The sequence below is a fragment of the Rhizobium sp. LEGMi-198b genome, assembly GCF_054114205.1.
On sequence record NZ_JBSYVH010000001.1, the window covers coordinates 1,302,967 to 1,326,570 of the forward strand.

A 23,604-nucleotide genomic window follows, 5' to 3' on the forward strand; every position below is an offset into this window, starting at 1 on the left:
TGTTTTTGCAGACTATACGCCTTTTTAGTGCGGACAAGCAGGCACTTACGCAAGTCACGCAATCAATTAGGTATCGGCATTGCACACGAGCTGGTGGCACGTTAGGTTTTGCAGGAATACCGCTTGGGGATGTATCGCGTGTTCAACTTCCTGAAAAAGCTCTTCGGCAGAGGCAAACGGCCGAACACGCAGATCGAGCCGCCAGCCCCGCCCGCGCCACAGCCTGCCGGCACGCCGGCGATCAAGAGCCTCGATCTCAACATTCCTGACGAAGCGCTGGAAAACGAGGCGCGCTTTGCCGCCTACCTGCAAGAACGCCTGCCCTTTTTCGGTGAGGTAATCAAAGTCGACTATGATCCGGGCGCCGGCAGCCTGACGCTGCACAGCCGCAACGGCGACACGATGACGAAATTCCTGAGCAACGCGCTGCTGGCGCTGCGCGAAAAGAAAGGACAGGCGCGCGCCCGGGCTCTGCTCAACTATCTCAACATGACCGAAGCGTTGGAAGGCGGCGACGAGCTCGGCAAGGTGCTGCCGGTGCTGAAATCGCGCAGCTTCGTCGACGTGGCGCGGCAGCAGATGATACAGGCAGTCAAGGACGAACCCGAGCCGCCGCAATTCGTCTATCTCGATGAGGCCGAGAATCTGGTCAGGCTTTTCGTCGTCAATGGCGAGACCGCGGTCAGCTATGTCATGACCACCGCATTGGACGGCTGGGGCATTGACGTCGGCGAACTGGCGGATACGGCGCAGGATAACCTCTATAAGTTCCTGGCGAAGACCGGCGTGCAGATCGCCAAACGCAGCCAGTTCCAATATGTCGAGATCGACGGCCAGTTCGAATCCAGCGTCGCCTTCCTGCCGAAATTCTGGGCGCAGGTGCAGGACCAGTCCGGTGGCGCTGCGCCGATCGCCGCCTTCCTGTCACGCGACAAGGTATTCTTCACCCACGAAAACGACGCCCAGGGACTGCACCTGCTCGAATTGATCAGCACCGACCTCAGCGACGTGCCCTATGTGATCTCACCCGATCAATATCGCTGGGAGGACGGCAAATGGTCGCTGTTTAAGCGGGTGGGGCGGAGCGTGCAGTGAGGCGTTGTTATTTGTAACCGTCTTCGCGGCCGTGGCGGATAGCTGCTATGAGGACGTCTTCACCAAGATATTGATAAAGAACAATATAGCCATCCCGCCCAAACGTAACGATGAGCTCGCGTAATCCTTGTTCTGAGCCTTCCACGGGCCGCCCCATATCGGGCTGGCTCGACAATATCTGAATTGTTTGAATAATCCTTGCTGATGCCTTCCTCGCCGCAGCATTTTTGGACCGCAGAAATGCCCTCATCCGCTCGAGGTCACGAAGAGCGCGCTGCGTCAGCCTTACCGATGGCATTCAGGTGGGGCCTTCTCATCGTCGTCGCCCCAAGTCTCTAACCAAGCAATGACTTCATCGCCCGTCACATGCAGGCTCGTCGCCTGATAGTCGTCCAATGAACGACGCACATCCTGCAACAGAGAGTCGCGCTTTTCCTCACGTTCCACATACTGCCTAACGGCTTCGTTCAGCAGTCGATCCGGCTTACGGTGGCGGCTGGCTGCCAACTTCTGCAGCCGTTCGTTCACGTCAGGATCAATTTCTACACTGGCCTTCAAAGCGGGTGACATCGAATTCTCCGGAGGTAACCGATACCGACGATATAGTATCAGCCCCTTGCGTAAAGAACCATCGGCTGGTTCCTGCCAAAGGAATGCCTACACCAGCACCTCTTGATCGACCCGATCCTCGGCCCCAAAGAACTTCAGATAACGTTCGACCTCTGCAGGCTCGCCCGTTGCCTTCTGCGGATTGTCCGAGAGCTTTACGGCCGGGCGGCCATTGGCTTGGATCACCTTGCAGACGATCGAGATGGGGTTGAGACCCTCGATTTCGGTGGGGGCGCAGCCGGCGAAATCATTGGTGAGGTTGGTGCCCCAGCCAAAGCCCATGCGCACGCGGCCCTCGAAATGCTTGTAGGTGGCGATGATCGCATCGACATCCAGGCCGTCGGAGAAGATCAGAAGTTTCTGGCGCGGGTCGCGACCCATCTTCTTCCACCAGTCGATGATCTTCTCGCCGCCTTCGATCGGAGGGGCGCTATCCGGACGAAAACCGGTCCAGTCGGCCACCCATTCCGGCGCGTTGCGCAGGAACGAAGCCGTGCCAAAGGCATCGGGCAGAACCACCAGCAGGTTGCCGCCGTAGAGGCGGTTCCAGTCGCGCAGCACCTTGTAAGGCGCCTTGCCAAGCTCATCGTCAGTCTTGGCGAGCGCCGCCGCGACCATCGGCAGCTCGTGCGCGTTGGTACCGACGGCCTCGAGATCGGAATCCATGGCGAGAAGGACGTTGCTGGTGCCGGTGAAGGCATGGCTGACGCCTTCCTTCAGCGCTTCCACGCACCAACGCTGCCAGAGGAAACTATGGCGCCGGCGGGTGCCGAAATCGGAAATACGCAGGTTCGGCAGCTCTCTCAGCCGCTCGACCTTTTCCCACATCTTCGCCTTGGCCCGCGCATAGAGGACATCGAGCGTGAAGGGGCCAAGCGCCTTCAGCGCCGCGCGCGATCGGAGTTCGTTGATGATGGCGAGGGCCGGAATCTCCCACATCGTTGTTTCCTTCCACGACCCGTGGAAGTCGAGAATATACTGGCCGTCACGCTTGGATAGCTCGTACTCCGGAAGCTGAAAGTTCGACAGCCAGGCCAGGAATTCCGGCTCGAAGATCTGGGCGCGGCCGTAGAAGCTGTTACCCGCCAGCCAGATCATCTCCTTTTTGGCAAGCCTGAGCGTACGCGCGTGATCGAGCTGCTCGCGCAATTCCTTCTCGTCGATCACTTCGGCGAGCCGGACGCTCTTGGTGCGGTTGATCAGGGAGAAGGTGGCGTCGACATCTGGATAAAGCTTCCAGATCATCTGCAGCATCAGAAGCTTATAGAAATCCGTATCGATCAGACTGCGGATGATCGGATCGAGCTTCCAGGTATGGTTATAGACACGGGTGGCGATATCCGTCTTCGTCATCTCGTTCCTGCCCGTCTCCCTGCGCCCCGGACGTCATGCTTTCCGCCTTCCAGCTTACTGGCGGCGGGTATAATGCTCTTCTTATCAAAAAATGTTGAGCGAAAGTCCAGTCACTGAAAGAAAATTGATACTAAATTAAAACACGCTGCTCCGGATAGTGGCGGCGCGGCCTTCGATCGAGGCTGATGACCAAATTCGTTACGGCTGGGAATTGCCTTGAACCGGCGGCTTTGGTGCCGTGGTCTGATCCTGGGTCGTTGTCTCTGGCGCGGTCTGCGTGGGTCTGCTGTCCCATAATTCCACCAGCGCCCACACGACCGCCGTCAGGGCAAGCGCGACAAGGAGCACCGCCAACACCCGGCCGCCCATATGGCCTTGTTTGGCCTCGGTCGCCGGCAACTCCTTTTCCTCATGCAGACGGCGATCAGAATCCTCCCAATGCGTATGGGTTTCCAGCTTCCGTGGCATGACAGCCTCCTTCCAAATTCGCCTTGCGGCGATGTTCTTTGGAAAACGGAGGCGGCTCTGGAAGGTTCCGAAGGCGCTCAATAGCCCCGGCGGCGATCCACCAGATATTGCAGCGGTTCGCCGCGTTCAAAGCGGGCGATTTGCTCTTCGACATGACGCATCAGCGAGTATTCCTCGGAAACCGCCGCATCATGCGGGGTGATGACGACATTCTCCATACCCCAGAGCGGGTCATCCATCGGCAGCGGCTCGACATCGAAGACATCGAGCGACGCGCCGCCGAGCACGCCGGTTTCGATCGCCGAGGCGATATCGGCCTGAACCTGGCTCTTGCCGCGTCCGGCATTGATGAACACCGGTTTGCCCAGAGCGCCGTTACGACGGAGCTTGGAAAAGAGCGAGCTATTGTAGAGCCCCGTCGTCTCCGGCGTCAGCGGCAGCAGGCCAACGAGAATATCGGTCCTCGCGAGAAAAGCATCGAGTTCGCCGGCATCGAACGTTTCCATGCCGTCAATCTGCTTTTTCTGCCGCGACCAGCCGATGACGTCGAAGCCCATGACCTTGAGTTTGGCGGCGGCATCGAGGCCGAGAATGCCGAGACCCATGACCCCAACCGTGACTTCGCGCGCCTCAGGCGCCGAAAGATGGCCCCAGACGCGCTTGCGCTGGTGCCTGAAGTGACCGAAGACGTCGCGCAAATGCATGAGGCATTGCAGCACGACCCATTCCGTCATGCGCACCGTCAAGCTGCGGTCGACGAAACGGACGATGGGAATGTCGGGAAGGTCGGCGATATTCATCATGGAATCGACGCCGGCACCGCCGGAAAAGATCACCTTGAGGTTGGGTGCGCGCTGAAAAAGATCGGCATCCGGCTTCCATAGAAGGGCATAGTCGACCTGGCTCAGATCCGCGCCCTTGTTGGCGGGATCGGCGAGATTGATGCTGCCGCGATCCGCAAACGCGGTTTTAAGGGCTGCTACGATGGCCTCAGGCGTGAATTTCAGATCGACGAGAACAGGGCTTTTGACCGGCATGGCGATTGTCTTTTATTGCTGGACGGCGGCGGTGGGGACCGCCTCGATGTTGAAGGCTGCGGCGAGAAGCGCCTTAGTGTAATCCTCTTTGGGCGCACGGAAAATCTCCGCTGACGAACCCTGCTCGACGACCTTGCCGAAGCGCATGACGATCAGCTCGTTGGCAAGCGCCTTCACCACTTTCAGATCATGGCTGATGAAGAGGTAGGCAAGGTCATGGCGCCGCTGCAGGTCGCGCAGCAGATCGACCACCTGGGCCTGCACGCTCATGTCGAGCGCCGAGGTCGGCTCGTCGAGCATGACGAAACGCGGCTTCAGCACCATGGCGCGGGCAATGGCGATGCGCTGACGCTGGCCGCCGGAGAATTCATGCGGGAAGCGCCAGCGGGTCGAGGGATCGAGGCCGACCTCTTCCAGCGCCCAGCAGACGCGCTGATCGCGCTCTTCCGCCGACAAGGATTGCTCGTGCACCTTAAGCCCTTCGGCAATGATTTCGCCGACCGACATGCGCGGGCTCAGCGATCCATAGGGATCCTGGAAGACGACCTGAAGCTGGTTGCGCAGCGGCCGCATCTCCTTGAAGGAATAATCCGCAATGTCCTTGCCGACAAAACTGATGCGGCCTCTGGAGGAAATCAGCCGGGCCAGCGCCAGGCCAAGCGTCGTCTTGCCGGAGCCGGATTCACCGACGACGCCCAGCGTCTGCCCAGCCCTGAGCCTGAGATCGATGCCGTCGACCGCCTTCACATGGTCGACTACCTTGCGCATCAGCCCAGCCTTGATCGGGAACCAGACCTTGATGTCGGTGCCTTCCATGACCAGGGGCTTGCTGATGTCTCCCACCGGCGGCTCGCCGCGCGGCTCGGCGGCAAGCAGATGCCGGGTATACTCATGCTGCGGATTGGTGAAGACCTCCTCGACCGTGCCGGTCTCGACGATATGGCCCTTAGTCATGACGCAGACGCGATCGGCAAATTTGCGGACGATGCCGAGATCGTGGGTGATGAACAGCATCGACATGCCATGCGCACCCTTGAGGTCGCGCAGCAGTTGGAGGATCTGCGCCTGCACCGTCACATCGAGCGCCGTCGTCGGTTCGTCGGCAATCAGAAGCTCCGGCCGGTTGGCGAGCGCCATGGCGATCATCACGCGCTGACGCTGGCCGCCCGAGAGCTCGTGTGGATAGGCCTTGAGGCGCTTTTCCGGCTCGCGGATGCCGACCTGGTTCAGGAGATCCAGGATGCGGCTACGGGCCGCCGGGCCGACCACGCCCTGGTGCAGCGCCAGGATTTCGCCGATCTGCTTTTCGATCGTATGGAGCGGATTGAGCGAGGTCATCGGCTCCTGGAAGATCATGGTGATGTCGTTGCCGCGCACGGCACGCAACTCATTATCGGACGCCTTCAGCAGATCCTTGCCCTTGAACAGGATTTCGCCCGAGGGATGGCTCGCGGACGGATAGGGCAGCAGTTTCAGGATCGAATTGGCCGACACCGATTTGCCAGACCCGGATTCGCCGACCAATGCCAGTACCTCGCCCTTGGCGATATCGAAGGAGACGCCGTCGACCGCGGTCGAAGTTTGGCCGCCCTGATGAAAGGCGACGGATAAATTGCGGACGGAAAGCAATGGGGTGTGGTCTCCGCTCATCGGAACGTCTTCCTCGGATCGAATGCGTCGCGGACGGCCTCACCGATGAAGATCAGAAGCGACAGCATGATCGACATGGTGAAGAAGGCGGAGAGGCCCAGCCAGGGGGCCTGCAGGTTGGATTTGCCCTGCGCGATCATTTCGCCAAGCGAAGGCGAGCCGGGGGGCATGCCGAACCCTAAGAAATCCAGCGAGGTCAGCGTCGTGATCGAGCCGGAGAGAATGAAGGGCACGAAGGTCAGGGTTGCGACCATGGCGTTCGGCAGCAGGTGTCGGTACATGATCGTGATGTTATTGACACCGAGCGCGCGGGCGGCGCGCACATATTCGAAATTGCGCGCTCGCAGGAATTCGGCACGCACGACGCCGACCAAACCCACCCAGGAAAACAGAAGCAGAATGCCGAGCAGGATGAAGAAGCCGGGCGGCAGGACCGAGGCGATGATCAGCAGAATGTAGAGCACCGGCATCGACGACCATATCTCGATGAAACGCTGCAGGAGAAGGTCCGTCCAACCGCCGAAATAACCTTGGATAGCGCCGGCGGCAACGCCGACGACTGCCGAGCAGATGGTCAGCGCCAGGCCGAACAGCACCGAGATGCGGAAGCCGTAGATCATGCGCGCCAACACATCGCGCGCCTGATCGTCCGTGCCGAGCCAATTGAGATTGCTCAAGGTGCAATTCGGATCGGCGACACCTTTTTCATAGCCGGAGCAGCGCTGTTCCTTGCTCATCAGCCAGAAGGGGGCGGTCGGGGCCGAGGTTCCTTTCGGAAGGTTCGAATTGGCGGTCTGGTAGGAATAGTGGATCGGCGGCCAGATCATCCAGCCGTTGGCGTTGATTTCGTCCCGAATATCCTGTGCGCGATAATCGGTCTGCGCGAGGAAGCCGCCGAACTTTTCCTCGGGGTAATCGACGAAGACTGGCGTCAGGATCTCGCCCTTGTAGGAAATGAGGATCGGCCGGTCGTTGGCGATGAATTCCGCCCCGAGACTGAGGAAGAACAGGATCAGGAACAGCCAGAGGGACCAGTAGCCGCGGCGATTCGCCTTGAAATTCTGCCAGCGGCGAACGTTCGTCGGGGAAAAGAGGCCTTTGCGCGGCGGCTTTACCGCTGTCGGGGTCGTCGAATTGGTCGCCACGTCCATCAGACGTCCCTCCGCTCGAAATCGATGCGCGGGTCGATCCAGGTATAGATCAGGTCCGAGATCAGGCCGACGAACAAGCCAAGCAGCGAGAAGATATAGAGCGTTGCGAACACGATCGGATAGTCACGCTGGACGACGGAGAGATAGCTGAGGCGGCCGAGGCCGTCGAGCGAGAAGATATTCTCGATCAGCAGCGAACCGGTGAAGAAGGCCGAGATGAAGGCCCCGGGAAAACCGGCGATGACGATGAGCATGGCATTGCGGAAGACATGGCCGTAGAGCACCCGCCGCTCGCTCAGCCCCTTGGCGCGAGCCGTGATGACATATTGCTTCTTGATCTCTTCGATGAAGGAATTCTTGGTGAGCAGCGTCGTGGTGGCGAAGGCGGCGAGCGACAGCGAGATCAGCGGCAGGACGAGGTGCCAGAGATAATCGATGATCTTCTGCCACCATGTAAGATCGGCAAAATTGTCGGAGACGAGGCCGCGCAGCGGAAACCAATCGAAGAAGGAACCGCCGGCGAAAAGCACGATCAGCATGATGCCGAAGAGGAAGCTCGGAACGGCATAGCCGATGATAATGACGCCTGATGTCCAGACATCGAAGGTCGATCCATCCTGTATCGCCTTGCGGATGCCGAGCGGGATGGAGATGGCGTAGGAGAAGATCAGGATCCAGATGCCGAGCGAGATCGACACCGGCAGTTTCTGCCCGATGAGGTCGATCACCGTCGTATTGCGGAAGAAGCTTTCGCCGAAATCGAAGCGAATATAATTCCACATCATCTGCCCGAAGCGCGTAAGCGGCGGCTTGTCGAAGCCGAATTGCTTGTCGAGCTTGGCGATCAGCTCCGGATCGAGCCCCTGGGCGCCGCGATATTTCGAACTGCTGTCATCGACGTTCTGCTGGCCGAGCACATCGGTGCCGCCGGAAAGACGGCCATTGGCATTGTCCGCCTGGCCAGTCAACTGCGCGATGACCTGCTCGACGGGACCGCCGGGCGCGAACTGCACGATGGTAAAGGAGATCGCCATGATGCCGATGATGGTCGGGATCATCAGCAGCAGACGTCTGAGGATATAGGCGCCCATCAGTCCGTCACTCCCCCATCGAGGAATATGCCTGCTCTCGCCTCAATCCATCCGTCGTTCAAGTCGCTTATTCCCTTCCGCCGAATTGAGCCGGCGCAGTCATTTCAGGCTGAAACTGCCGAATCGGCATGAGGCATTTGGAGCCCAGCATGCCCGTCATTGCAAGAGCCGCTCATTTGCCGGCGTTTTTCGACCACCATGTCTCGGGAAAGCCCATCGAATATTCCGGCAGGTTGGCGGGATGTTCGAACTTGTCCCAATAGGCGATGTGAAAGCTCGTGGCATAGAACAACGGAACGACATAGTGGTGGGCGAGCAGCGCGCGGTCGAGCGCCCTCGCCGATGCCTCCTTCTCGGCGACATTCTTGGCATAGATGACCTTGGTGATTAGCGCATCGATGCCGGGATCGGCTATGCCGGCATAATTTCGAGAACCCTGGCGATTAGCGGAGGCCGAACCCCAGAAATCGATCTGCTCATTTCCGGGATTGAGGGTCTGGGCCCAGACATTCCAGATCATGTCATAATCGAAGCTACGCACCCGATTGATATATTGTGAGGAATCGACCGTGCGCACGCGCGCGTCAATGCCAATCTTCTTGAGGTTCTGCGCATAGGGCAGCACCCATTTTTCAACAAAAGGGCTGCCGAGAAGAATCTCGATGGAAAAGGGCTGCCCGGTCTTGGCATTGACCATCTGGTTGCCCTTGATGACATAGCCGGCATCCTTGAGAAGCGCGATCGCTTTGCGAAGATTGTCGCGCGATTTCTGCGGATCGCCCCCCACGGGATTGCTGTAGGGGGTCGTAAAGACCTCAGGCGGCACCTTGTCCTTGATCTCGTTCAGAATATTCAGCTCTTCGCCTTGGGGCAAACCGGAGGACGCAAGCTTAGTGCCGAAGAAATAGCTGTCGTCACGGCGATACACACCATAGGCGACGGTGCGATTGATCTCTTCGAAATCAAAGGCGTAGTTGAGCGCTTCGCGTACGCGCTGGTCCTTGAACTGATCACGGCGCATGTTCGGCACCAGCGCCTGCATCACGCCCGTTGCGCGCAACGGATTGGGCAAGTCTTCGCGCTTGATGCGTCCATCCTTGGCAGCAGGGAAATCATAGCCTGTGACCCAGCGGCTGGCGCTGTTGTCCTGCCAGAAATCGACATTGCCGCCGCGAAAGCCTTCGAATTCTACATCGTCATCGCCGTAATAAGCGTATGAGATCGCTCCGAAATTGTTCTCGCCGACGTTCACGGGCATGCTCTTGCCCCAATAGTCGTCGCGAAGCTCGTAGCGGATGGTAGACCCGGGCGATACCGAAACGATCTTGTAGGGCCCGGAGCCCATAACCGGCTCCAGCGTCGTGCGCGTGATGTCGCGCGGCTTACCGTCAGGACCCGTGCCTTCCCACCAATGTTTCGGAACGACCAAAAGCTGACCGAGAATGGACGGTAGTTCGCGGTTGTTCTTTTCGTCGAAATAGAAGGTGATGTCGCGATCACCGGATTTTTCGGCTCGCGTTACATGCGAATAATAGCTTGTCAGGAAAGGATTGAGTTCTTTCGACTTTTCGAAGCTGAATATGACGTCCTCGGGGGTGACCGGCGTTCCATCGGCCCATTTCGCCTCTGTCCGCAAACGGAACGTGGCGCTTGAGACATCGTCCGGATAGGACACGCCCTCGGCAAGCTGGCCGTAGGAAGAGAAAATTTCGTCGTCGGCCGACTTCAGCAGGGTATCAAATACAAGGCTGAGCCCCGACGCCGGATTGCCTTTTAGCAGCACCGGATTGAGCGTGTCGAAGGTGCCGTTGGAGGAAAGCTTCAACTCGCCGCCCTTCGGCGCGTCCGGATTGACGTAGTCGAAATGCTGGAAGCCGGGCTGGTATTTCAGATCGCCGAGAATGGCCGTGCCGATGCGGAATTGCGGCTCGTCGGCGTTGGATGGCGCCGGCAAGACCAGCAGGCAGAAAAGAGAAGCAACCAAGCCTGCTTTCAACCGCGACAACGCCATTCATGATCCCCTGTGATTTGACTGGAATCAAGCATAGGCCAAATACGGGCAAAAAACAGGACGGATTGCTCATCTCTTCGCAAACCGGCCCATTGCCACTTCATGAAATCAGGCTTTTGCGGCAGCCTCTTCAAGGCGTTTGCGCAGCATCAGGCGCAATTCGCGGACAAGGCGCCGGTCGCCGGCCGCTTCCGGCTCGTTGGCGGCAACGACGGCGATGCGCAGCAGTTCGAGAACGATCGCCGACATCAGGGCGACATCGTCCGTGATGGGCGGCTCGGCTCGCCGCAGAATGGCGGAAATCAGCTCCTTCAGCTCGGCCCGCGAACGCATCTTGCGGTCCTTCGGCACATCCCGGCGGGTGGCAAGCACCGGAAATTCCGGAAACTCCTCGATGAAAGCGCCGAGCCTGTCGAAGATTGCCTCGCCGCTGTCGGCCGCCGAAAGGCCGCCGCTCTTTTCCGCGATGTCCTGAAGCACCGCTTTCAGCCGCTCCAGCCGCTCGATATGCAGCGCTTCGGCAAGCAGCGACTTTGTCGGAAAAAATTGATAGAGCGAGCCGATCGACGAGCGCGCTTCGGCGGCGATCTCCGTCATCGTGGCCGCGTCATAGCCCTTCTGAACGAAGATTTTTGCAGCCGCTTCCAAGAGCACGGCAACGCGATCATGCCCGCGGCGGCGCTTCGGAACACGCGTCTGCGGCTCCGCGCTTGATTTTTGCGAGGATTCGCTCATGTTTGTCATTGTGAGGATACCCTCATATTTCCCCGGAGCCCCCTGATGCCTCTTTACGATCCCCAAACCACCGCACTTGTCTCCATCGATCTGCAGGGCCTGGTTCTCAGCCGCCCGCTCGCACCCCACTCTGCGCAGCAGATCGTCGAGAATACAGCCGCCATCGCCAGGAAATTGAAAGCCGACGGCGGAACCACAGTCTTTGTGACGGTTGGATTTTCCGCAGACTATGCCGACGCTGTCAACCAGCCCGTGGACGAAAGCTTCAGCTTTCCAGAGGGAGGTTTGCCGCCGGCAGCTCTGGCGGCACCCGCCGAAATCGCTGCGCTGATACCCGACATCGCCATCGTCAAGCGCCAATGGAGCGCCTTTTACGGCACCGAACTCGATCTGCAACTGCGCCGCCGCGGCATCAAAACACTCATCCTTACCGGTGTCGCCACCAATTTCGGCGTCGAATCGACCGTTCGCGACGCCTATGCGGCCAATTATGCCGTCATCGTCGCCGAGGATGCGGTAACGACCTTGTCGCAGGAAATGCAGGATTTCGCCTGCACAAAGGTGTTGCCGCGGCTGTCGCGTATCCGCAAGACGTTGGAAATTCTGGCTGTTTGATCATACACTTAGCGCTCCGGAGCGCCGATATGCGATGGTGCATTAGCCTTGCGCGATAAAACACGGATTCACCAAAATCGCTTTTCAAGGTAGATTCACCCGCAAATCACTTCGGCCATCGCCGGCAGCTTCTCAAGGAACCACATGATTTCTTTCCTGGTTCGGACCCTCAATGTGTTCAGCAAATTTTCCCTCGCCGTAACGATCGGGGCTGGTCTCGTCAGCGGCGATGCGCTGGCGCAGCAGGCAACCCCGTCACCCGGCAGCGCCAAGGCGATTTTCGGGGCTGTGACACTGCCGACGCAGGGACCGCCGCAATCGCTGGGTTTTTATGCCAAGGGCTGCCTTTCCGGCGCCGAAGCGCTGCCGGCCGACGGGCCGACTTGGCAGGCCATGCGCCTGTCGCGCAACCGCCGCTGGGGCCGCCCGGAAATGATCGGACTCCTCGAGCGCCTGTCGCGCGACGCGGCCAAATATGACGGATGGCCGGGTATCCTGGTGGGCGACATCTCGCAGCCACGCGGCGGGCCGATGTTCAACGGTCACGCCTCGCATCAGATCGGCCTCGATGCCGACGTCTGGCTGACGCCGATGCCATCGCGGGCTTTGACAACGGCCGAGCGCGAAACCCTGCCGTTCACTTCGATGCTGGCGAAGGACAAATTCCTGACGATCAACGACAAGGTCTGGACACCGGAGCATGCCCGCCTCCTGATGCGCGCCGCCAGCTACCCCGAAGTCGAGCGTATCTTCGTCAATCCGGCGATCAAGAAGAAGATGTGCGACACGTGGACCGGCGACCGCACCAATCTCGGCAAGCTGCGCCCGGAATATGGCCATGACTCGCATTTCCATATCCGCCTCCACTGCCCCGCAGGCTCGGCCAACTGCAAGCCGCAGGCACCCGTTGCCGCCGGCGACGGCTGCGACAAGTCGCTCGCCTGGTGGTTCACACCCGCGCCCTGGGCCAAGCCGAAGCCCAGCACGAAGCCGCCGGCAAAGCCGCGCGAAGTCATGGTTTCCGATCTGCCGAAGGCCTGCCAGACCGTGCTGAATGAACCTTCCGTCGCCTCGGCCCGCGCCGCCACCTTCGGCGCCAAGGCCGCCGCTGCTACCGCTGCGACCGGCGCGCTGCCGGTTTCCAGCGCCGATACGGGCAGCACTCCCCCGGACAGCATTCCGCAACAGTAAAGGGCGGCAGGGCCGGTTCGGCCGGCTTGACCCGTCATTCAAAAGCCCGTCTTTCAAAGGGCTGTCTCTTGGTATAGAAGGCGGATAAATCGATTAAAAGTTTTGGGCGGAGTGAGAGTTTCATGGCCGGCAAATGCATCGCGCTGATCGCGCATGATCAGAAAAAGGATGCAATGGCGGAGTTTGCACGCCGCAACCAGGATGCGCTGGCCGATTGGCATATCGTTGCCACGGGCACGACCGGCGGCCGTGTGCTCGATGTCTGCCCCGGGCTTAAGGTCACCCGCATGAAGAGCGGTCCGCTCGGCGGTGATCAGCAGATCGGCGCCATGATCGCCACCAGCGAGATCGATGTGCTCATCTTCTTCATCGACCCAATGACCCCCTTGCCGCATGATGTCGACGTGAAAGCATTGACGCGGCTTGCCGTTCTCTACGACATTCCCATGGCTCTCAACGAAGCCACCGCGGAACGACTGATCAAAACACTGAACCATTAATCCGCCTCGGCGGCAGACCACGGACCTGGCCATGCCCAAACTCAGCCACAGCGAAGCCCCCCTGCCCTTTCCTATCCTTATCGGCGATATCGGGGGAACCAACGCACGCTTTTCCATCCTCGTCGATGTCTATGCCGAGCCGAAGCATTTCCCGAACGTGCACACCGCTGATTTTAAAACGATCGACGAGGCGATCCAGCAAGGCGTTCTCGACAAGACGGCGGTGCAGCCGCGCTCGGCGATCCTTGCCGTTGCGGCGCCGGTTCGGGGCGACGAAATTCCTCTGACCAATTGCGACTGGGTGATCCGCCCGAAGACGATGATCGAAAATCTCGGCCTAGAGGATGTGCTGATCATCAATGATTTCGAAGCGCAGGCGCTGGCGATCGCCGGTGTTTCCGAAGAGCATCGCGAGACCATCGGCGAAACGTCGGAAGGCATGATCGCATCGCGCGCCGTATTGGGGCCGGGCACCGGCCTTGGCGTTGCCGGCCTCATCCATGCCCAGCATACCTGGATCCCGGTGCCTGGCGAAGGCGGACATATCGATCTCGGGCCGCGCAGCGCGCGCGATTTTCAGATCTGGCCGCACCTGGAGCCCATCGAGGGCCGCATCTCCGCCGAGCAGGTCCTCTGCGGCCGCGGCCTGCAGTATCTCTATCACGCGATCTGCAAGGCTGACGGCATCGAGCCCGTGCTGACGCAACCGGCCGATATCACCACCCACGCACTCGCCGGCACCAACGCTCAGGCCGAAGAGACGTTGACGCTGTTCGCCACCTATCTCGGTCGTGTCGCCGGCGACATCGCCTTGATCTTCATGGCGCGCGGCGGCGTCTACCTTGCCGGCGGCATTTCGCAAAAGATCCTGCCGGCGCTGCAGAAGCCGGAATTCCGCGCCGCTTTCGAAGACAAGGCGCCGCATAGCGCGCTGATGAAGTCGATCCCGACGCATGTGGTGACCCATCCGCTCGCCGCGCTCGCCGGCCTCTCGGCCTACGCCCGCATGCCGGCCAATTTCGGCCTGGCGACGGACGGCCGCCGCTGGCGGCGTTGACCAAAGGGGCAGCAACAGATGATCAGGCGCGGTCGTTGAGAGGATCGAACCGGCGACCACGCGACGCCTTTTTGGAGGAGTGGCCTTACCTTATAATAAGCTTGGCTCCATGACCTGCCTTAACCAGTGCAACAGGCCATATCTAGCCAAAACCGTCCTAACTCTTTATAGACCCGCGAAAGCACGTGCCATATGCGGCTCGCTTGGTTTGAGACAGGAAGCCGATATTTGAAGTCGCCGGACACCAAAAAAACCGATATCGACAGTGAGACGATCGCCGCTGTGCTGAAGCGTATCATTGCTGAAAACGGTCGTGACCATATCTGGGGCTACTCGATCGCAATATTTTGCCTCGTTGTGGTCGCAGCGTCGACGGCGACGATGGCCGCGGTTATGAGACCGATCGTGAACGGAGCTTTTTACGAGCGCCGCGCCGAGGTTATGTGGCTGATTTGCTTTGCGATATTAGCCGCCTTTGTGGCCCGTGGTTTTGCTGGTTATTTTCAATCGGTCATTCTGTCCAAAATTGGCAATGACATCATTGCCCGTTATCAAAGGCGCCTCTATGCACATCTGATGACATTGTCGGTTGGCTTCTTCAGCGAAGCCCGTTCGGCTCAGATTGCGGCGCGAGTGAGCCAGAACGTTTCCGGTATCCGCGATGTGATGAACCTTATCATCACATCGACTGCGCGTGACTTTTTGTCATTTGTCTTTCTGCTGGCCAATATGGTCTATCAGGATCCGCTGCTCAGTCTCCTATTCTTCGTCATTGCGCCGCCTGTGTTTCTGGCCTTGCGCCACATCTCAAGGCGCCTGCGCGCCGTTACGCGCGAGGCGGTCATTCTCAACAGCCGCGTGCTCGGCGCGATGCAGGAGACTATTCAAGGGGTTTCCATCGTCAAAGCCTTCACGATGGAGCGCGAGCTCGAACGCAAAGTCGATAAGCTGATTACGGCGGCTGAAAACCGACAAAACCGAATTGCCCGTATTTCCGAGCGTAATGGCCCGCTGATCGAAACGGTCGCCGGCTTTGCCGTGGCCGGGGTATTTGCATACGCTGCCTATCGTTCGATCTATGAAAACGTTCCGCCGGGCGCAGTGTTTTCGTTCATCGTGTCGCTGCTGCTCGCCTATGATCCGGCCCGGCGTCTCGCCAAATTGCAGGTGCAGTTAGAGCGCGCCGTCGTCAATGCGCGCATGATCTATGAATTGCTCGATATGGAGCCGCGTCAGCGCGACCTAGCGGACGCCAAGCCGCTCGCCATCACCGAGGCCCGCATCGAGTTTCGCGACGTTCACTTCGCCTACGGCGACGAAGCCGTTCTATCCGGCGTGAGTTTCGTTGCTGAGGGCGGAGAGACGACGGCCTTGGTCGGCCCTTCCGGCGCCGGCAAGTCCACCGTCATTAATCTTATTCCGCGCTTCTACGATCCCAAGGCCGGCAGCATCTTCATCGACGGGCAGGACATAGCGCATGTGACGAAGCAGTCGCTGCGCGAACAGACCGCCTATGTCTCGCAGCAGCCCTACCTCTTCGAAGGCACGATCCGCGACAACATTCGTTACGGTCGTCCGGAAGCGACGAATGCCGAAGTCGAGGAGGCCGCCCGGCTCGCCTATGCCCATGATTTCATCCAGGCGCAGCCCCAGGGCTACGACACGCCGGTCGGCGAAAACGGCGTGACGCTTTCCGGCGGCCAGCGCCAGCGCCTGTCGATCGCCCGTGCGCTGGTGCGAAACGCGCCGATCCTGCTCTTGGACGAAGCGACATCGGCGCTCGACACCGAGTCGGAAGCAGCCGTACAGAAGGCGCTGGACGAAGCCATGAGCGGCCGCACCGTCGTCGTCATCGCCCATCGTCTGTCGACGGTCGTGCGGGCGGAGAAGATCATTGTCATGCAGAACGGGCGCGTCGTCGAAGAGGGCAACCATGAGACGCTTGCGACGGCCGACAATGGCCTCTACGCTCGCCTCAACAACCTTCAGCGGCCGGTCGTTTCCGGCACTTCCCGAAAATAAGACGATAGAGAAGACATGAGCGACGATGCGATGAAGCTGGTGGTGGTGGGCGCGGCAGGCCGCATGGGACAGGCGCTGATCCGCCTCATCCACACCACCGAAGGCGTCACACTGCACGCCGCCGTCGCACGTCCAGGCTCCGCTTTCATCGGCAAGGATGCCGGTGAGATTGCCGGGCTGGGGCCGATCGGCGTCCCGGTCACCGATGACCCGCTTTCCGCCTTCCTGCATGCCGAAGGCGTGATCGACTTCACGACGCCCGCCACCAGCGTCACCTTCGCAGGCCTCGCCGCCCAGGCGCGCATCGTCCACATCATCGGTACGACCGGCTGCTCGGCGGAAGACGAAGCCAAGTTCAAGGCGGCCTCTCGCCACGCCCGCATCGTCAAATCAGGAAATATGGGCCTCGGCATCAACCTCTTGAGCGTCCTTATCGAGCAGGCGGCGCGCGCGCTTCCGCCGGCCGATTGGGACATCGAGGTCCTGGAAATGCATCACAGACACAAGGTCGATGCCCCATCCGGCACCGCGCTCCTGCTCGGCCAGGCGGCGGCAAAGGGCCGCGGCATCGATCTCGGCGAAAATTCTGTGCGCGTGCGTGACGGCCATACCGGTCCGCGGCCGACGGGCACCATCGGCTTTGCCACGCTGCGCGGCGGCGGCGTCATCGGCGATCACTCGGTCATCTTCGCCAGCGAGAGCGAGCGGCTGACACTTTCCCACAATGCCGGCGACCGCTCATTGTTTGCCCGCGGCGCGCTTCAGGCAGCGCTCTGGGCGCGCGACAAAAAACCCGGCTTTTATTCTATGCTCGACGTTCTCGGGCTTTCCACACGTTGATCCCATCCTGGATCGGTTCAGCACGGAACTGCTGAACCGCTTCAGCCTTTTGTTCTCATGCAATTCCGGACGGAAAACCTCTACGCACTTTTCCTGGAATTGCTCTATCAAGGAGGAATATTTCATGAGCGGTACTCTCGTCCTCGTTCGCCACGGGCAGAGCGACTGGAATTTGAAGAATCTCTTTACCGGCTGGAAGGACCCCGACCTCACCGAACTCGGCATCGAAGAAGCCAAGACCGGTGGCAAGGCGCTTGCGGATTACGGCATCAAGTACGACGTCGCCTTCACCTCCGCGCTGGTCCGCGCCCAGCACACGCTGAAGATCATCCTCAATGAAGTCGGTCAACCGGACCTCGAGACCATCAAGGATCAGGCGCTGAACGAGCGCGATTACGGCGATCTCTCGGGCCTGAACAAAGACGACGCACGCGCCAAGTGGGGCGAAGAGCAGGTGCATATCTGGCGCCGCTCCTACGATGTTCCGCCGCCCGGCGGCGAAAGCTTGCGCGACACCGGCGCCCGTGTCTGGCCCTACTACCTCACGGAAATCCTGCCACGTGTTCTCGCCGGCCAGAAGGTGCTGGTCGCCGCTCACGGCAATTCGCTGCGCTCGCTCGTCATGGTCCTCGACCGGCTGACCAAGGAGCAGATCCTGGCGCTCAACCTCGCGACCGGCGTGCCGATGGTCTACAAGCTCAACGCCGACTCCACCGTCGCTTCCAAGGAAGTGCTCGGCGACATGTCGGGCGCGCATTGAGCGCCTAGCAATACAAAGCCACCCCTCATGTGGCCCGACGTGAGGGGTGGAAAATTTGGCATGACGTGTTACCTTGTACTAACGGTGTAACACATGAGATCAGATATGACAGACGCCACGTTCACGTTTCGAGTTGAGGAAGACTTGAAGTCTGCCTTCAACGAGGCGGCGCGGGCGCATGATCAAACCGCGGCGCAACTGCTTCGCGCATTCATGCGCGACTACGTGAAGCGCCAGCAGAATGAAGCTGAATACGACATCTGGTTTCGTCAGCAAGTTCAGGCGGGGCTTGATTCCGCCAATGCCGGCAATCTCATTCCAGCCGATGAAGTAGAAGCCGAGTTCGCTGCTTTGCGGGAAGAAACACGCCGCAAGCTAAGCAGAAAACCCTCGTGAATCTTATCTGGACTCCCGAGGCAAGAGCTGATCGACACGCAATTTACACTTATATCGAGGCGGATAACGCTGCCGCCGCGCTCGCGCTTGACGAACTTTTCGCCAAGAGATCAGCACAGCTTATTGCGCACCCAATGACGGGCCGTCCTGGTCGCGTGTCGGGAACGCGAGAGCTGGTCGTCCATAGACACTATTGCTGATTTACGATCTCGCGGACGAAACGGTGCGAATACTCCGCATTCTCCATGCTGCTCAGCAATGGCCTCCGAGCGGGATTGGACCGATTTCCTAAAGCCTTTCAATTCTCGACGGTGAAACGGACCCTGTCGGCGGCGAAGCGGGAAATCGAATATTGCACCGGAACATAATCGAGATCGGAATTGAGCGCCTGTGCGACCAGCACGATGGCGCCCGGGGATAATTGCAGGTCGGCCAGATCGCCTTCGTCGGCATGCGTCGCGGTGATCTCGGTGACGACGCGCACATAATCTGGCACGCCAAGCTCACGAAATGCCTTGGTGATCGATCCGGTCGTCCGGTAGATCTCGGCAATAGCGCCGAAGCGATCCGCCGGGAACCAACTTGTGGCCCGCGAAACCGGACGGTGATCCGCCTGACCGAGCGTTTCCAGGCGCACAAGCCGTGTGCCGGTCTTGATCTTGAGCTGCCGAGCCAATTCCGTACTCGCAGCCTCCTCGCTGGCGGCCAGCAGGATACTACGGGTCTCGCGCACCTGATCGCCAATGCCTTGCGAAAACCGCGTTCGCTTTGAAATCGGGAAGCTCAGGCGCTCCTTGCGCTCGATCAACGTTCCGCGCCCCTGCACGGCCCTAACGATTCCTTCCTGCGCCAGCGCCGCAAGTGCACTTCGTATCGTATGCCGGTTAACCCCGAACTGCAGCGCGAGCGCCGTTTCCGGCGGCACCATGCCAGTGTCGTCAAAATCGCCGTGGTTGATCGACGTGCGAATCCGGTCGGCGATCTGCCGCCAGAGCGCCACGCCCGTCTGTCTTTGTACCTTCTGCCCCGCCATATCGCCTGCTGCTAATGTCACACGCTTGTCACGTCTCGCCAATAAATATAAAACTACCTTGTATGGTTGTCTATATCAATAGACATTTTGAGGATGACGCGATGAATTCAGCACAGAGGCAAGAGGCGGCAGCGCAGGAGCGCCGGGAACGCAAGCGCGCCGCCGATCTTTTGGCGCGGGCCGAACGCGAAGAGCTAGACGCGGCCTGGGAAGCATTACCCAACAAGCCCGTGGTTCAGCCCGTACGAGGACCGGAAACCGGGCTCGTCATGGTGCGCGGCCGCATCGGCGGCGGCGGTTCGCCCTTCAATCTCGGCGAGGTCACTGTGACGCGCGCCACCGTCAAGCTCGCCTCGGGTACGATCGGCCACGCGCATGCGCTCGGCACCGACCGCGATAAGGTGCGGCTCGCGGCGATCTTTGACGCGCTCTGGCATCAGCCGGCCACCAAGGAGTTCGTCGAGAAAGCCATCCTGCTGCCGGTCACCGATCGGATTGCCGAATATGACCGCAAACGCGCCGAGGAAACGGCAGCCACCCGCGTCGATTTCTTCACCATGGTCCGCGGAGAAGACAAATGAGCCTTTCCACCACCTCTACGACGCGCGGCAACGATGCGTTGACCGGCGGTTTCGCCGATCCGGTGTTCGACGCGCAGAGCGTCTTCAAGATGATGATGGATGCCATGGCGCGGCCTGGCATCATCCAGACGATCACCTCCGATATCGCTCCGCCCGCTCCCCTCGGCTTTGCTGCCGGCGCAATCGGCCTCACGCTTTGCGATCATGATACGCCGGTGTGGCTATCGTCCAGTCTCGCCAAGTCGGCCGCGCCGGAATGGCTGAGCTTCCATACCGGCGCAGCGGTGGCATTCGACAGGATCGAGGCGCGCTTTGCCTTTATCGAGGCCGGCATGGCGCTCGCTTCCCTCAACCAATTCGCCGTCGGCACTCAGGAATATCCCGACAGATCGACGACACTGCTGCTCGAAATCGCAGCCCTTGAGGGCGGCAAGGAACTCGCGCTCTCAGGCCCCGGCATTGCCGGTATCCGCATGATCGCTCCGATCGGCCTGCCCGATACGTTCCTGCGCATCTGGAACGACAATCGCGCGCTTTTTCCGCGCGGCGTCGATCTCGTTCTGACGGCGGGACGGCAATTCCTTTGCCTGCCGCGCACCACCAAGATCATCGCGACGGAGATGTGACGCATGTATGTTGCCGTTAAAGGCGGCGAAGCCGCCATCGCCAATGCTCACCGGCTGCTCGCCGATCGTCGTCGCGGCGACCGTTCGCTGCCGGCCATCGGCATCGACCAGATCGTGGCGCAATTGGCGCTCGCCGTCGACCGCGTCATGGCGGAAGCCTCGCTTTACGACCGCACGCTGGCAGCCCTTGCGGTTCGCCAGGCGCGCGGCGATATGATCGAAGCGATCTTCCTGCTACGCGCCTACCGCACCACGCTGCCGCGCTTCGGCTATTCCCAGCCGCTAGATACGTCAGCGATGAAGATCGAGCGCCGCATCTCCGCCACCTACAAGGACCTGCCGGGCGGCCAGCTTCTCGGCCCCACCTTCGACTATACCCATCGCCTGCTCGACCCGAGCCTGCTCACCGATGCGCCCGTGGACGAGCCGATGCAACGGCCGGCGGAAGAAGGCCGTGTGATGCGCGTCTCGGAAATTTTGAGCCAGGAAGGACTGATCGAGGGCGACGGTGAAATGCCGATCGACCACGAGACCGGCGACCTGACGCGCGAGCCGATGGAATTCCCGATGACCCGCGATCTGCGCCTGCAGGCGCTTGCGCGCGGCGACGAAGGTTTCCTGCTGGCGCTCGGCTATTCGACCCAGCGCGGCTATGGCCGTACCCACCCCTTCACCGGCGAAATCCGCATCGGTGAAGTGGAGGTCGAACTGGACGTGCCGGAACTCGGTTTCGCCGTCTCGCTGGGTAGCATCCAGGTTACCGAATGCCAGATGGTCAACCAGTTCAAGGGATCGGCCAAGGCGCCACCGCAATTTACCCGCGGCTACGGCCTCGTCTTCGGCCAAAGCGAACGCAAGGCCATGGCGATGTCGCTGGTCGACCGGGCGCTCCGTGCCGATGAACTCGGCGAAGATATCGTCGCACCCGCCCAGGACGAGGAATTCGTCATTTCCCATTCCGACAACGTGCAGGCGACCGGCTTCGTCGAACATCTGAAGCTGCCGCACTATGTCGACTTCCAGGCCGAACTCGACCTGGTGCGCCGCATGCGCCGCGACTTCGAAGCCGCCCGCGACGGCGGCAAGGATCCCCTGACGGAGGCAGCCGAATGACCGAACTTGCCACCTATAATTTCGCCTATCTCGACGAACAGACCAAGCGGATGATCCGCCGCGCCATCCTGAAGGCAATCGCCATTCCCGGCTATCAGGTACCCTTCGCCTCACGCGAAATGCCGATGCCCTATGGATGGGGCACTGGCGGCGTCCAGTTGACTGCCGCGATCATCGGGCCGGATGATGTCCTCAAGGTCATCGACCAGGGCGCCGACGACACGACCAACGCCGTCTCTATCCGAGCCTTCTTCCAGAAGGTCGCCAATGTCGCCGTCACCACCCGCACGGACGAGGCGACCATCATCCAGACACGCCACCGCATCCCGGAAGGCAAGCTCGAGCCCAATCAGGTGCTGGTCTACCAGGTGCCGATCCCCGAACCGCTGCGCTACCTGGAGCCGCGCGAGACCGAGACGCGCAAGATGCATGCGCTCGAAGAGTACGGTCTCATGCATGTGAAGCTCTATGAGGACATCGCCCGCAACGGTCGCATCGCCACGACCTACGCCTATCCGGTCAAGGTCGCCGGCCGCTACGTGATGGACCCATCGCCGACGCCGAAATTCGACAATCCGAAAATGCATATGTCGGATGCGCTGCAGCTCTTCGGCGCCGGCCGCGAGAAGCGCATCTATGCCGTACCGCCCTACACCGAAGTCGTCAGCCTCGATTTCGAGGATCATCCCTTCGAAGTGCAGCGTTTCGACAAGCCTTGTGCGCTCTGCGGCGCCGAGCAGGTCTATCTCGACGAAGTGATCCTCGACGACAAGGGCGGGCGGATGTTCGTCTGCTCCGACACCGATTTCTGCGAAGACCGCCGCGCCCATGGCCATGCCGGCCCCATGCTGGCGGCCAATGGGCTGGCTTCCAACCAGGAGGCCGCCGAATGAGCGACACGCCACTCCTCAAGGTCAAGGACATCTCGAAATTCTACGGCAGCCGCATCGGTTGCCGCAATGTGTCCTTCGACCTCTGGCCCGGTGAAGTGCTGGCGATCGTCGGCGAATCCGGCTCCGGCAAGACGACGCTGCTCAATTGCATTTCGACCCGGCTGCTGCCGACCACCGGCAGCGTCGAATATCATATGCGCGACGAGACCTATCGCGATCTCTTCCGCATGAACGAGGCCGAGCGGCGCTTCCTGATGCGCACCGACTGGGGTTTCGTCCATCAGAACCCCGCCGACGGCCTGCGCATGACGGTTTCGGCCGGCGCCAATGTCGGCGAGCGGCTGATGGCGATCGGCAACCGGCACTACGGCAATATCCGCAACACCGCGATCGACTGGCTGGAGCGCGTGGAGATAGACGCCGACCGCATTGACGATCAGCCGCGCGCCTTCTCAGGCGGCATGCGCCAGCGCCTGCAGATCGCCCGCAATCTGGTGACCGGTCCGCGTCTGGTCTTCATGGACGAGCCGACCGGCGGCCTCGACGTTTCCGTGCAGGCCCGCCTGCTCGATCTCGTTCGCGGTCTCGTCAACGATCTCGGCCTGTCGGCCATCATCGTCACGCACGACCTCGCCGTCGCCCGGCTGCTTTCGCACCGCATGATGGTCATGAAGGACGGCGTGGTGATCGAACATGGTCTCACCGACCGCGTGCTCGACGATCCGCGCGAGCCCTATACGCAACTGCTCGTCTCTTCGATCCTGCAGGTCTGAGGAA

The 23,604-nt window shown here is 60.4% G+C and carries 26 protein-coding genes; 15 read left to right on the forward strand and 11 right to left on the reverse strand.

What is annotated here, in order from left to right; genetic code table 11:
• Positions 1–129 precede the first annotated feature (129 nt).
• Complete coding sequence (locus tag ACXHXG_RS06380; RefSeq protein WP_283051412.1) at positions 130–1,095, forward strand: DUF1444 domain-containing protein; 966 nt, start codon at positions 130–132, stop codon at positions 1,093–1,095.
• A gap of 7 nt (positions 1,096–1,102) precedes the next feature.
• Here ACXHXG_RS06380 and ACXHXG_RS06385 read toward each other — a convergent pair whose 3' ends face one another.
• From ACXHXG_RS06385 to ACXHXG_RS06430, 10 genes are all read right to left on the reverse strand, one after another.
• Positions 1,103–1,393 (reverse strand): type II toxin-antitoxin system RelE/ParE family toxin, encoded by a 291-nt coding sequence (locus tag ACXHXG_RS06385; protein WP_457898770.1) that lies wholly within the window; start codon positions 1,391–1,393, stop codon positions 1,103–1,105.
• A complete protein-coding gene (locus ACXHXG_RS06390; RefSeq protein WP_457898771.1) occupies positions 1,381–1,665 on the reverse strand; it encodes a CopG family ribbon-helix-helix protein in 285 nt (94 codons plus the stop codon). Before ACXHXG_RS06390 ends, ACXHXG_RS06385 begins: the two co-directional genes overlap by 13 nt.
• 87 nt (positions 1,666–1,752) lie before the next feature.
• Positions 1,753–3,057: a nicotinate phosphoribosyltransferase gene (pncB, locus tag ACXHXG_RS06395; protein WP_104821612.1), complete on the reverse strand. Its 1,305-nt coding sequence runs from the start codon at positions 3,055–3,057 to the stop codon at positions 1,753–1,755.
• A 198-nt stretch (positions 3,058–3,255) separates the two neighbouring features.
• The gene (locus tag ACXHXG_RS06400; protein WP_158704412.1) at positions 3,256–3,525 is read right to left on the reverse strand and encodes a hypothetical protein; all 270 of its coding nucleotides are present in this window, start codon (positions 3,523–3,525) and stop codon (positions 3,256–3,258) included.
• A gap of 77 nt (positions 3,526–3,602) precedes the next feature.
• Complete coding sequence (locus ACXHXG_RS06405; protein ID WP_457898772.1) at positions 3,603–4,562, reverse strand: 2-hydroxyacid dehydrogenase; 960 nt, start codon at positions 4,560–4,562, stop codon at positions 3,603–3,605.
• Between the two features lie 12 nt (positions 4,563–4,574).
• Positions 4,575–6,212, reverse strand: a complete 1,638-nt coding sequence (locus tag ACXHXG_RS06410; protein WP_104821609.1) for an ABC transporter ATP-binding protein — start codon at positions 6,210–6,212, stop codon at positions 4,575–4,577.
• Positions 6,209–7,363, reverse strand: coding sequence for an ABC transporter permease (locus tag ACXHXG_RS06415; RefSeq protein WP_457898773.1), 1,155 nt, complete (start codon positions 7,361–7,363; stop codon positions 6,209–6,211). Before ACXHXG_RS06415 ends, ACXHXG_RS06410 begins: the two co-directional genes overlap by 4 nt.
• Positions 7,363–8,454 carry a microcin C ABC transporter permease YejB gene (locus ACXHXG_RS06420; protein WP_104821607.1) on the reverse strand — a complete coding sequence of 364 codons (1,092 nt, stop codon included), beginning with the start codon at positions 8,452–8,454 and terminating at the stop codon, positions 7,363–7,365. Before ACXHXG_RS06420 ends, ACXHXG_RS06415 begins: the two co-directional genes overlap by 1 nt.
• Before the next feature lie 172 nt (positions 8,455–8,626).
• Entirely contained in the window at positions 8,627–10,465 is a 1,839-nt protein-coding gene (locus ACXHXG_RS06425) for an extracellular solute-binding protein (protein WP_457898774.1), read from the reverse strand.
• Positions 10,466–10,573: 108 nt separating this feature from the next.
• A complete protein-coding gene (locus ACXHXG_RS06430; RefSeq protein ID WP_457898775.1) occupies positions 10,574–11,209 on the reverse strand; it encodes a TetR/AcrR family transcriptional regulator in 636 nt (211 codons plus the stop codon).
• Between the two features lie 36 nt (positions 11,210–11,245).
• On the opposite strand from ACXHXG_RS06430, the gene ACXHXG_RS06435 reads away from it, so the two are divergent.
• The 9 genes from ACXHXG_RS06435 to ACXHXG_RS06475 all read left to right on the forward strand — a co-directional run bounded on the left by ACXHXG_RS06435 (position 11,246) and on the right by ACXHXG_RS06475 (position 18,781).
• On the forward strand, positions 11,246–11,815 hold the full coding sequence (locus tag ACXHXG_RS06435; RefSeq protein ID WP_457898776.1) for a hydrolase: 570 nt from the start codon (positions 11,246–11,248) through the stop codon (positions 11,813–11,815).
• A gap of 144 nt (positions 11,816–11,959) precedes the next feature.
• Positions 11,960–13,006, forward strand: a complete 1,047-nt coding sequence (gene mepA, locus ACXHXG_RS06440; protein ID WP_457898777.1) for a penicillin-insensitive murein endopeptidase — start codon at positions 11,960–11,962, stop codon at positions 13,004–13,006.
• A gap of 122 nt (positions 13,007–13,128) precedes the next feature.
• Positions 13,129–13,506, forward strand: coding sequence for a methylglyoxal synthase (locus ACXHXG_RS06445; protein ID WP_104821602.1), 378 nt, complete (start codon positions 13,129–13,131; stop codon positions 13,504–13,506).
• Positions 13,507–13,537: 31 nt separating this feature from the next.
• A complete protein-coding gene (locus ACXHXG_RS06450; RefSeq protein ID WP_457898778.1) occupies positions 13,538–14,563 on the forward strand; it encodes a glucokinase in 1,026 nt (341 codons plus the stop codon).
• A gap of 228 nt (positions 14,564–14,791) precedes the next feature.
• Positions 14,792–16,585, forward strand: coding sequence for an ABC transporter ATP-binding protein (locus tag ACXHXG_RS06455; RefSeq protein WP_457898779.1), 1,794 nt, complete (start codon positions 14,792–14,794; stop codon positions 16,583–16,585).
• Positions 16,586–16,600: 15 nt separating this feature from the next.
• Positions 16,601–17,425 (forward strand): 4-hydroxy-tetrahydrodipicolinate reductase, encoded by an 825-nt coding sequence (gene dapB, locus ACXHXG_RS06460; protein WP_285169081.1) that lies wholly within the window; start codon positions 16,601–16,603, stop codon positions 17,423–17,425.
• 124 nt (positions 17,426–17,549) lie between these two features.
• Positions 17,550–18,185, forward strand: a complete 636-nt coding sequence (locus ACXHXG_RS06465) for a 2,3-bisphosphoglycerate-dependent phosphoglycerate mutase (RefSeq protein WP_285169082.1) — start codon at positions 17,550–17,552, stop codon at positions 18,183–18,185.
• Between the two features lie 105 nt (positions 18,186–18,290).
• Positions 18,291–18,581, forward strand: coding sequence for a CopG family ribbon-helix-helix protein (locus ACXHXG_RS06470; protein ID WP_283048496.1), 291 nt, complete (start codon positions 18,291–18,293; stop codon positions 18,579–18,581).
• On the forward strand, positions 18,578–18,781 hold the full coding sequence (locus ACXHXG_RS06475; RefSeq protein WP_457898780.1) for a type II toxin-antitoxin system RelE/ParE family toxin: 204 nt from the start codon (positions 18,578–18,580) through the stop codon (positions 18,779–18,781). Before ACXHXG_RS06470 ends, ACXHXG_RS06475 begins: the two co-directional genes overlap by 4 nt.
• Positions 18,782–18,879: 98 nt before the next feature.
• Here the strand turns inward: ACXHXG_RS06475 and phnF are convergent, their stop codons facing one another.
• Positions 18,880–19,614 (reverse strand): phosphonate metabolism transcriptional regulator PhnF, encoded by a 735-nt coding sequence (gene phnF, locus ACXHXG_RS06480; RefSeq protein ID WP_283051405.1) that lies wholly within the window; start codon positions 19,612–19,614, stop codon positions 18,880–18,882.
• A 101-nt stretch (positions 19,615–19,715) separates the two neighbouring features.
• On the opposite strand from phnF, the gene phnG reads away from it, so the two are divergent.
• Genes phnG through phnK form a run of 5 tightly spaced genes read left to right on the forward strand, consistent with a single transcriptional unit; the run spans position 19,716 to position 23,600 of the window.
• On the forward strand, positions 19,716–20,195 hold the full coding sequence (gene phnG / locus ACXHXG_RS06485; RefSeq protein WP_283048494.1) for a phosphonate C-P lyase system protein PhnG: 480 nt from the start codon (positions 19,716–19,718) through the stop codon (positions 20,193–20,195).
• Entirely contained in the window at positions 20,192–20,821 is a 630-nt protein-coding gene (gene phnH / locus ACXHXG_RS06490) for a phosphonate C-P lyase system protein PhnH (protein WP_283048492.1), read from the forward strand. The genes phnG and phnH overlap by 4 nt, the downstream gene beginning before the upstream one ends.
• Before the next feature lie 3 nt (positions 20,822–20,824).
• On the forward strand, positions 20,825–21,934 hold the full coding sequence (locus ACXHXG_RS06495; RefSeq protein WP_285169083.1) for a carbon-phosphorus lyase complex subunit: 1,110 nt from the start codon (positions 20,825–20,827) through the stop codon (positions 21,932–21,934).
• Positions 21,931–22,827, forward strand: coding sequence for an alpha-D-ribose 1-methylphosphonate 5-phosphate C-P-lyase PhnJ (locus ACXHXG_RS06500; RefSeq protein WP_285169084.1), 897 nt, complete (start codon positions 21,931–21,933; stop codon positions 22,825–22,827). The genes ACXHXG_RS06495 and ACXHXG_RS06500 overlap by 4 nt, the downstream gene beginning before the upstream one ends.
• Complete coding sequence (gene phnK / locus ACXHXG_RS06505; RefSeq protein WP_104821592.1) at positions 22,824–23,600, forward strand: phosphonate C-P lyase system protein PhnK; 777 nt, start codon at positions 22,824–22,826, stop codon at positions 23,598–23,600. The genes ACXHXG_RS06500 and phnK overlap by 4 nt, the downstream gene beginning before the upstream one ends.
• Positions 23,601–23,604 lie beyond the last annotated feature (4 nt).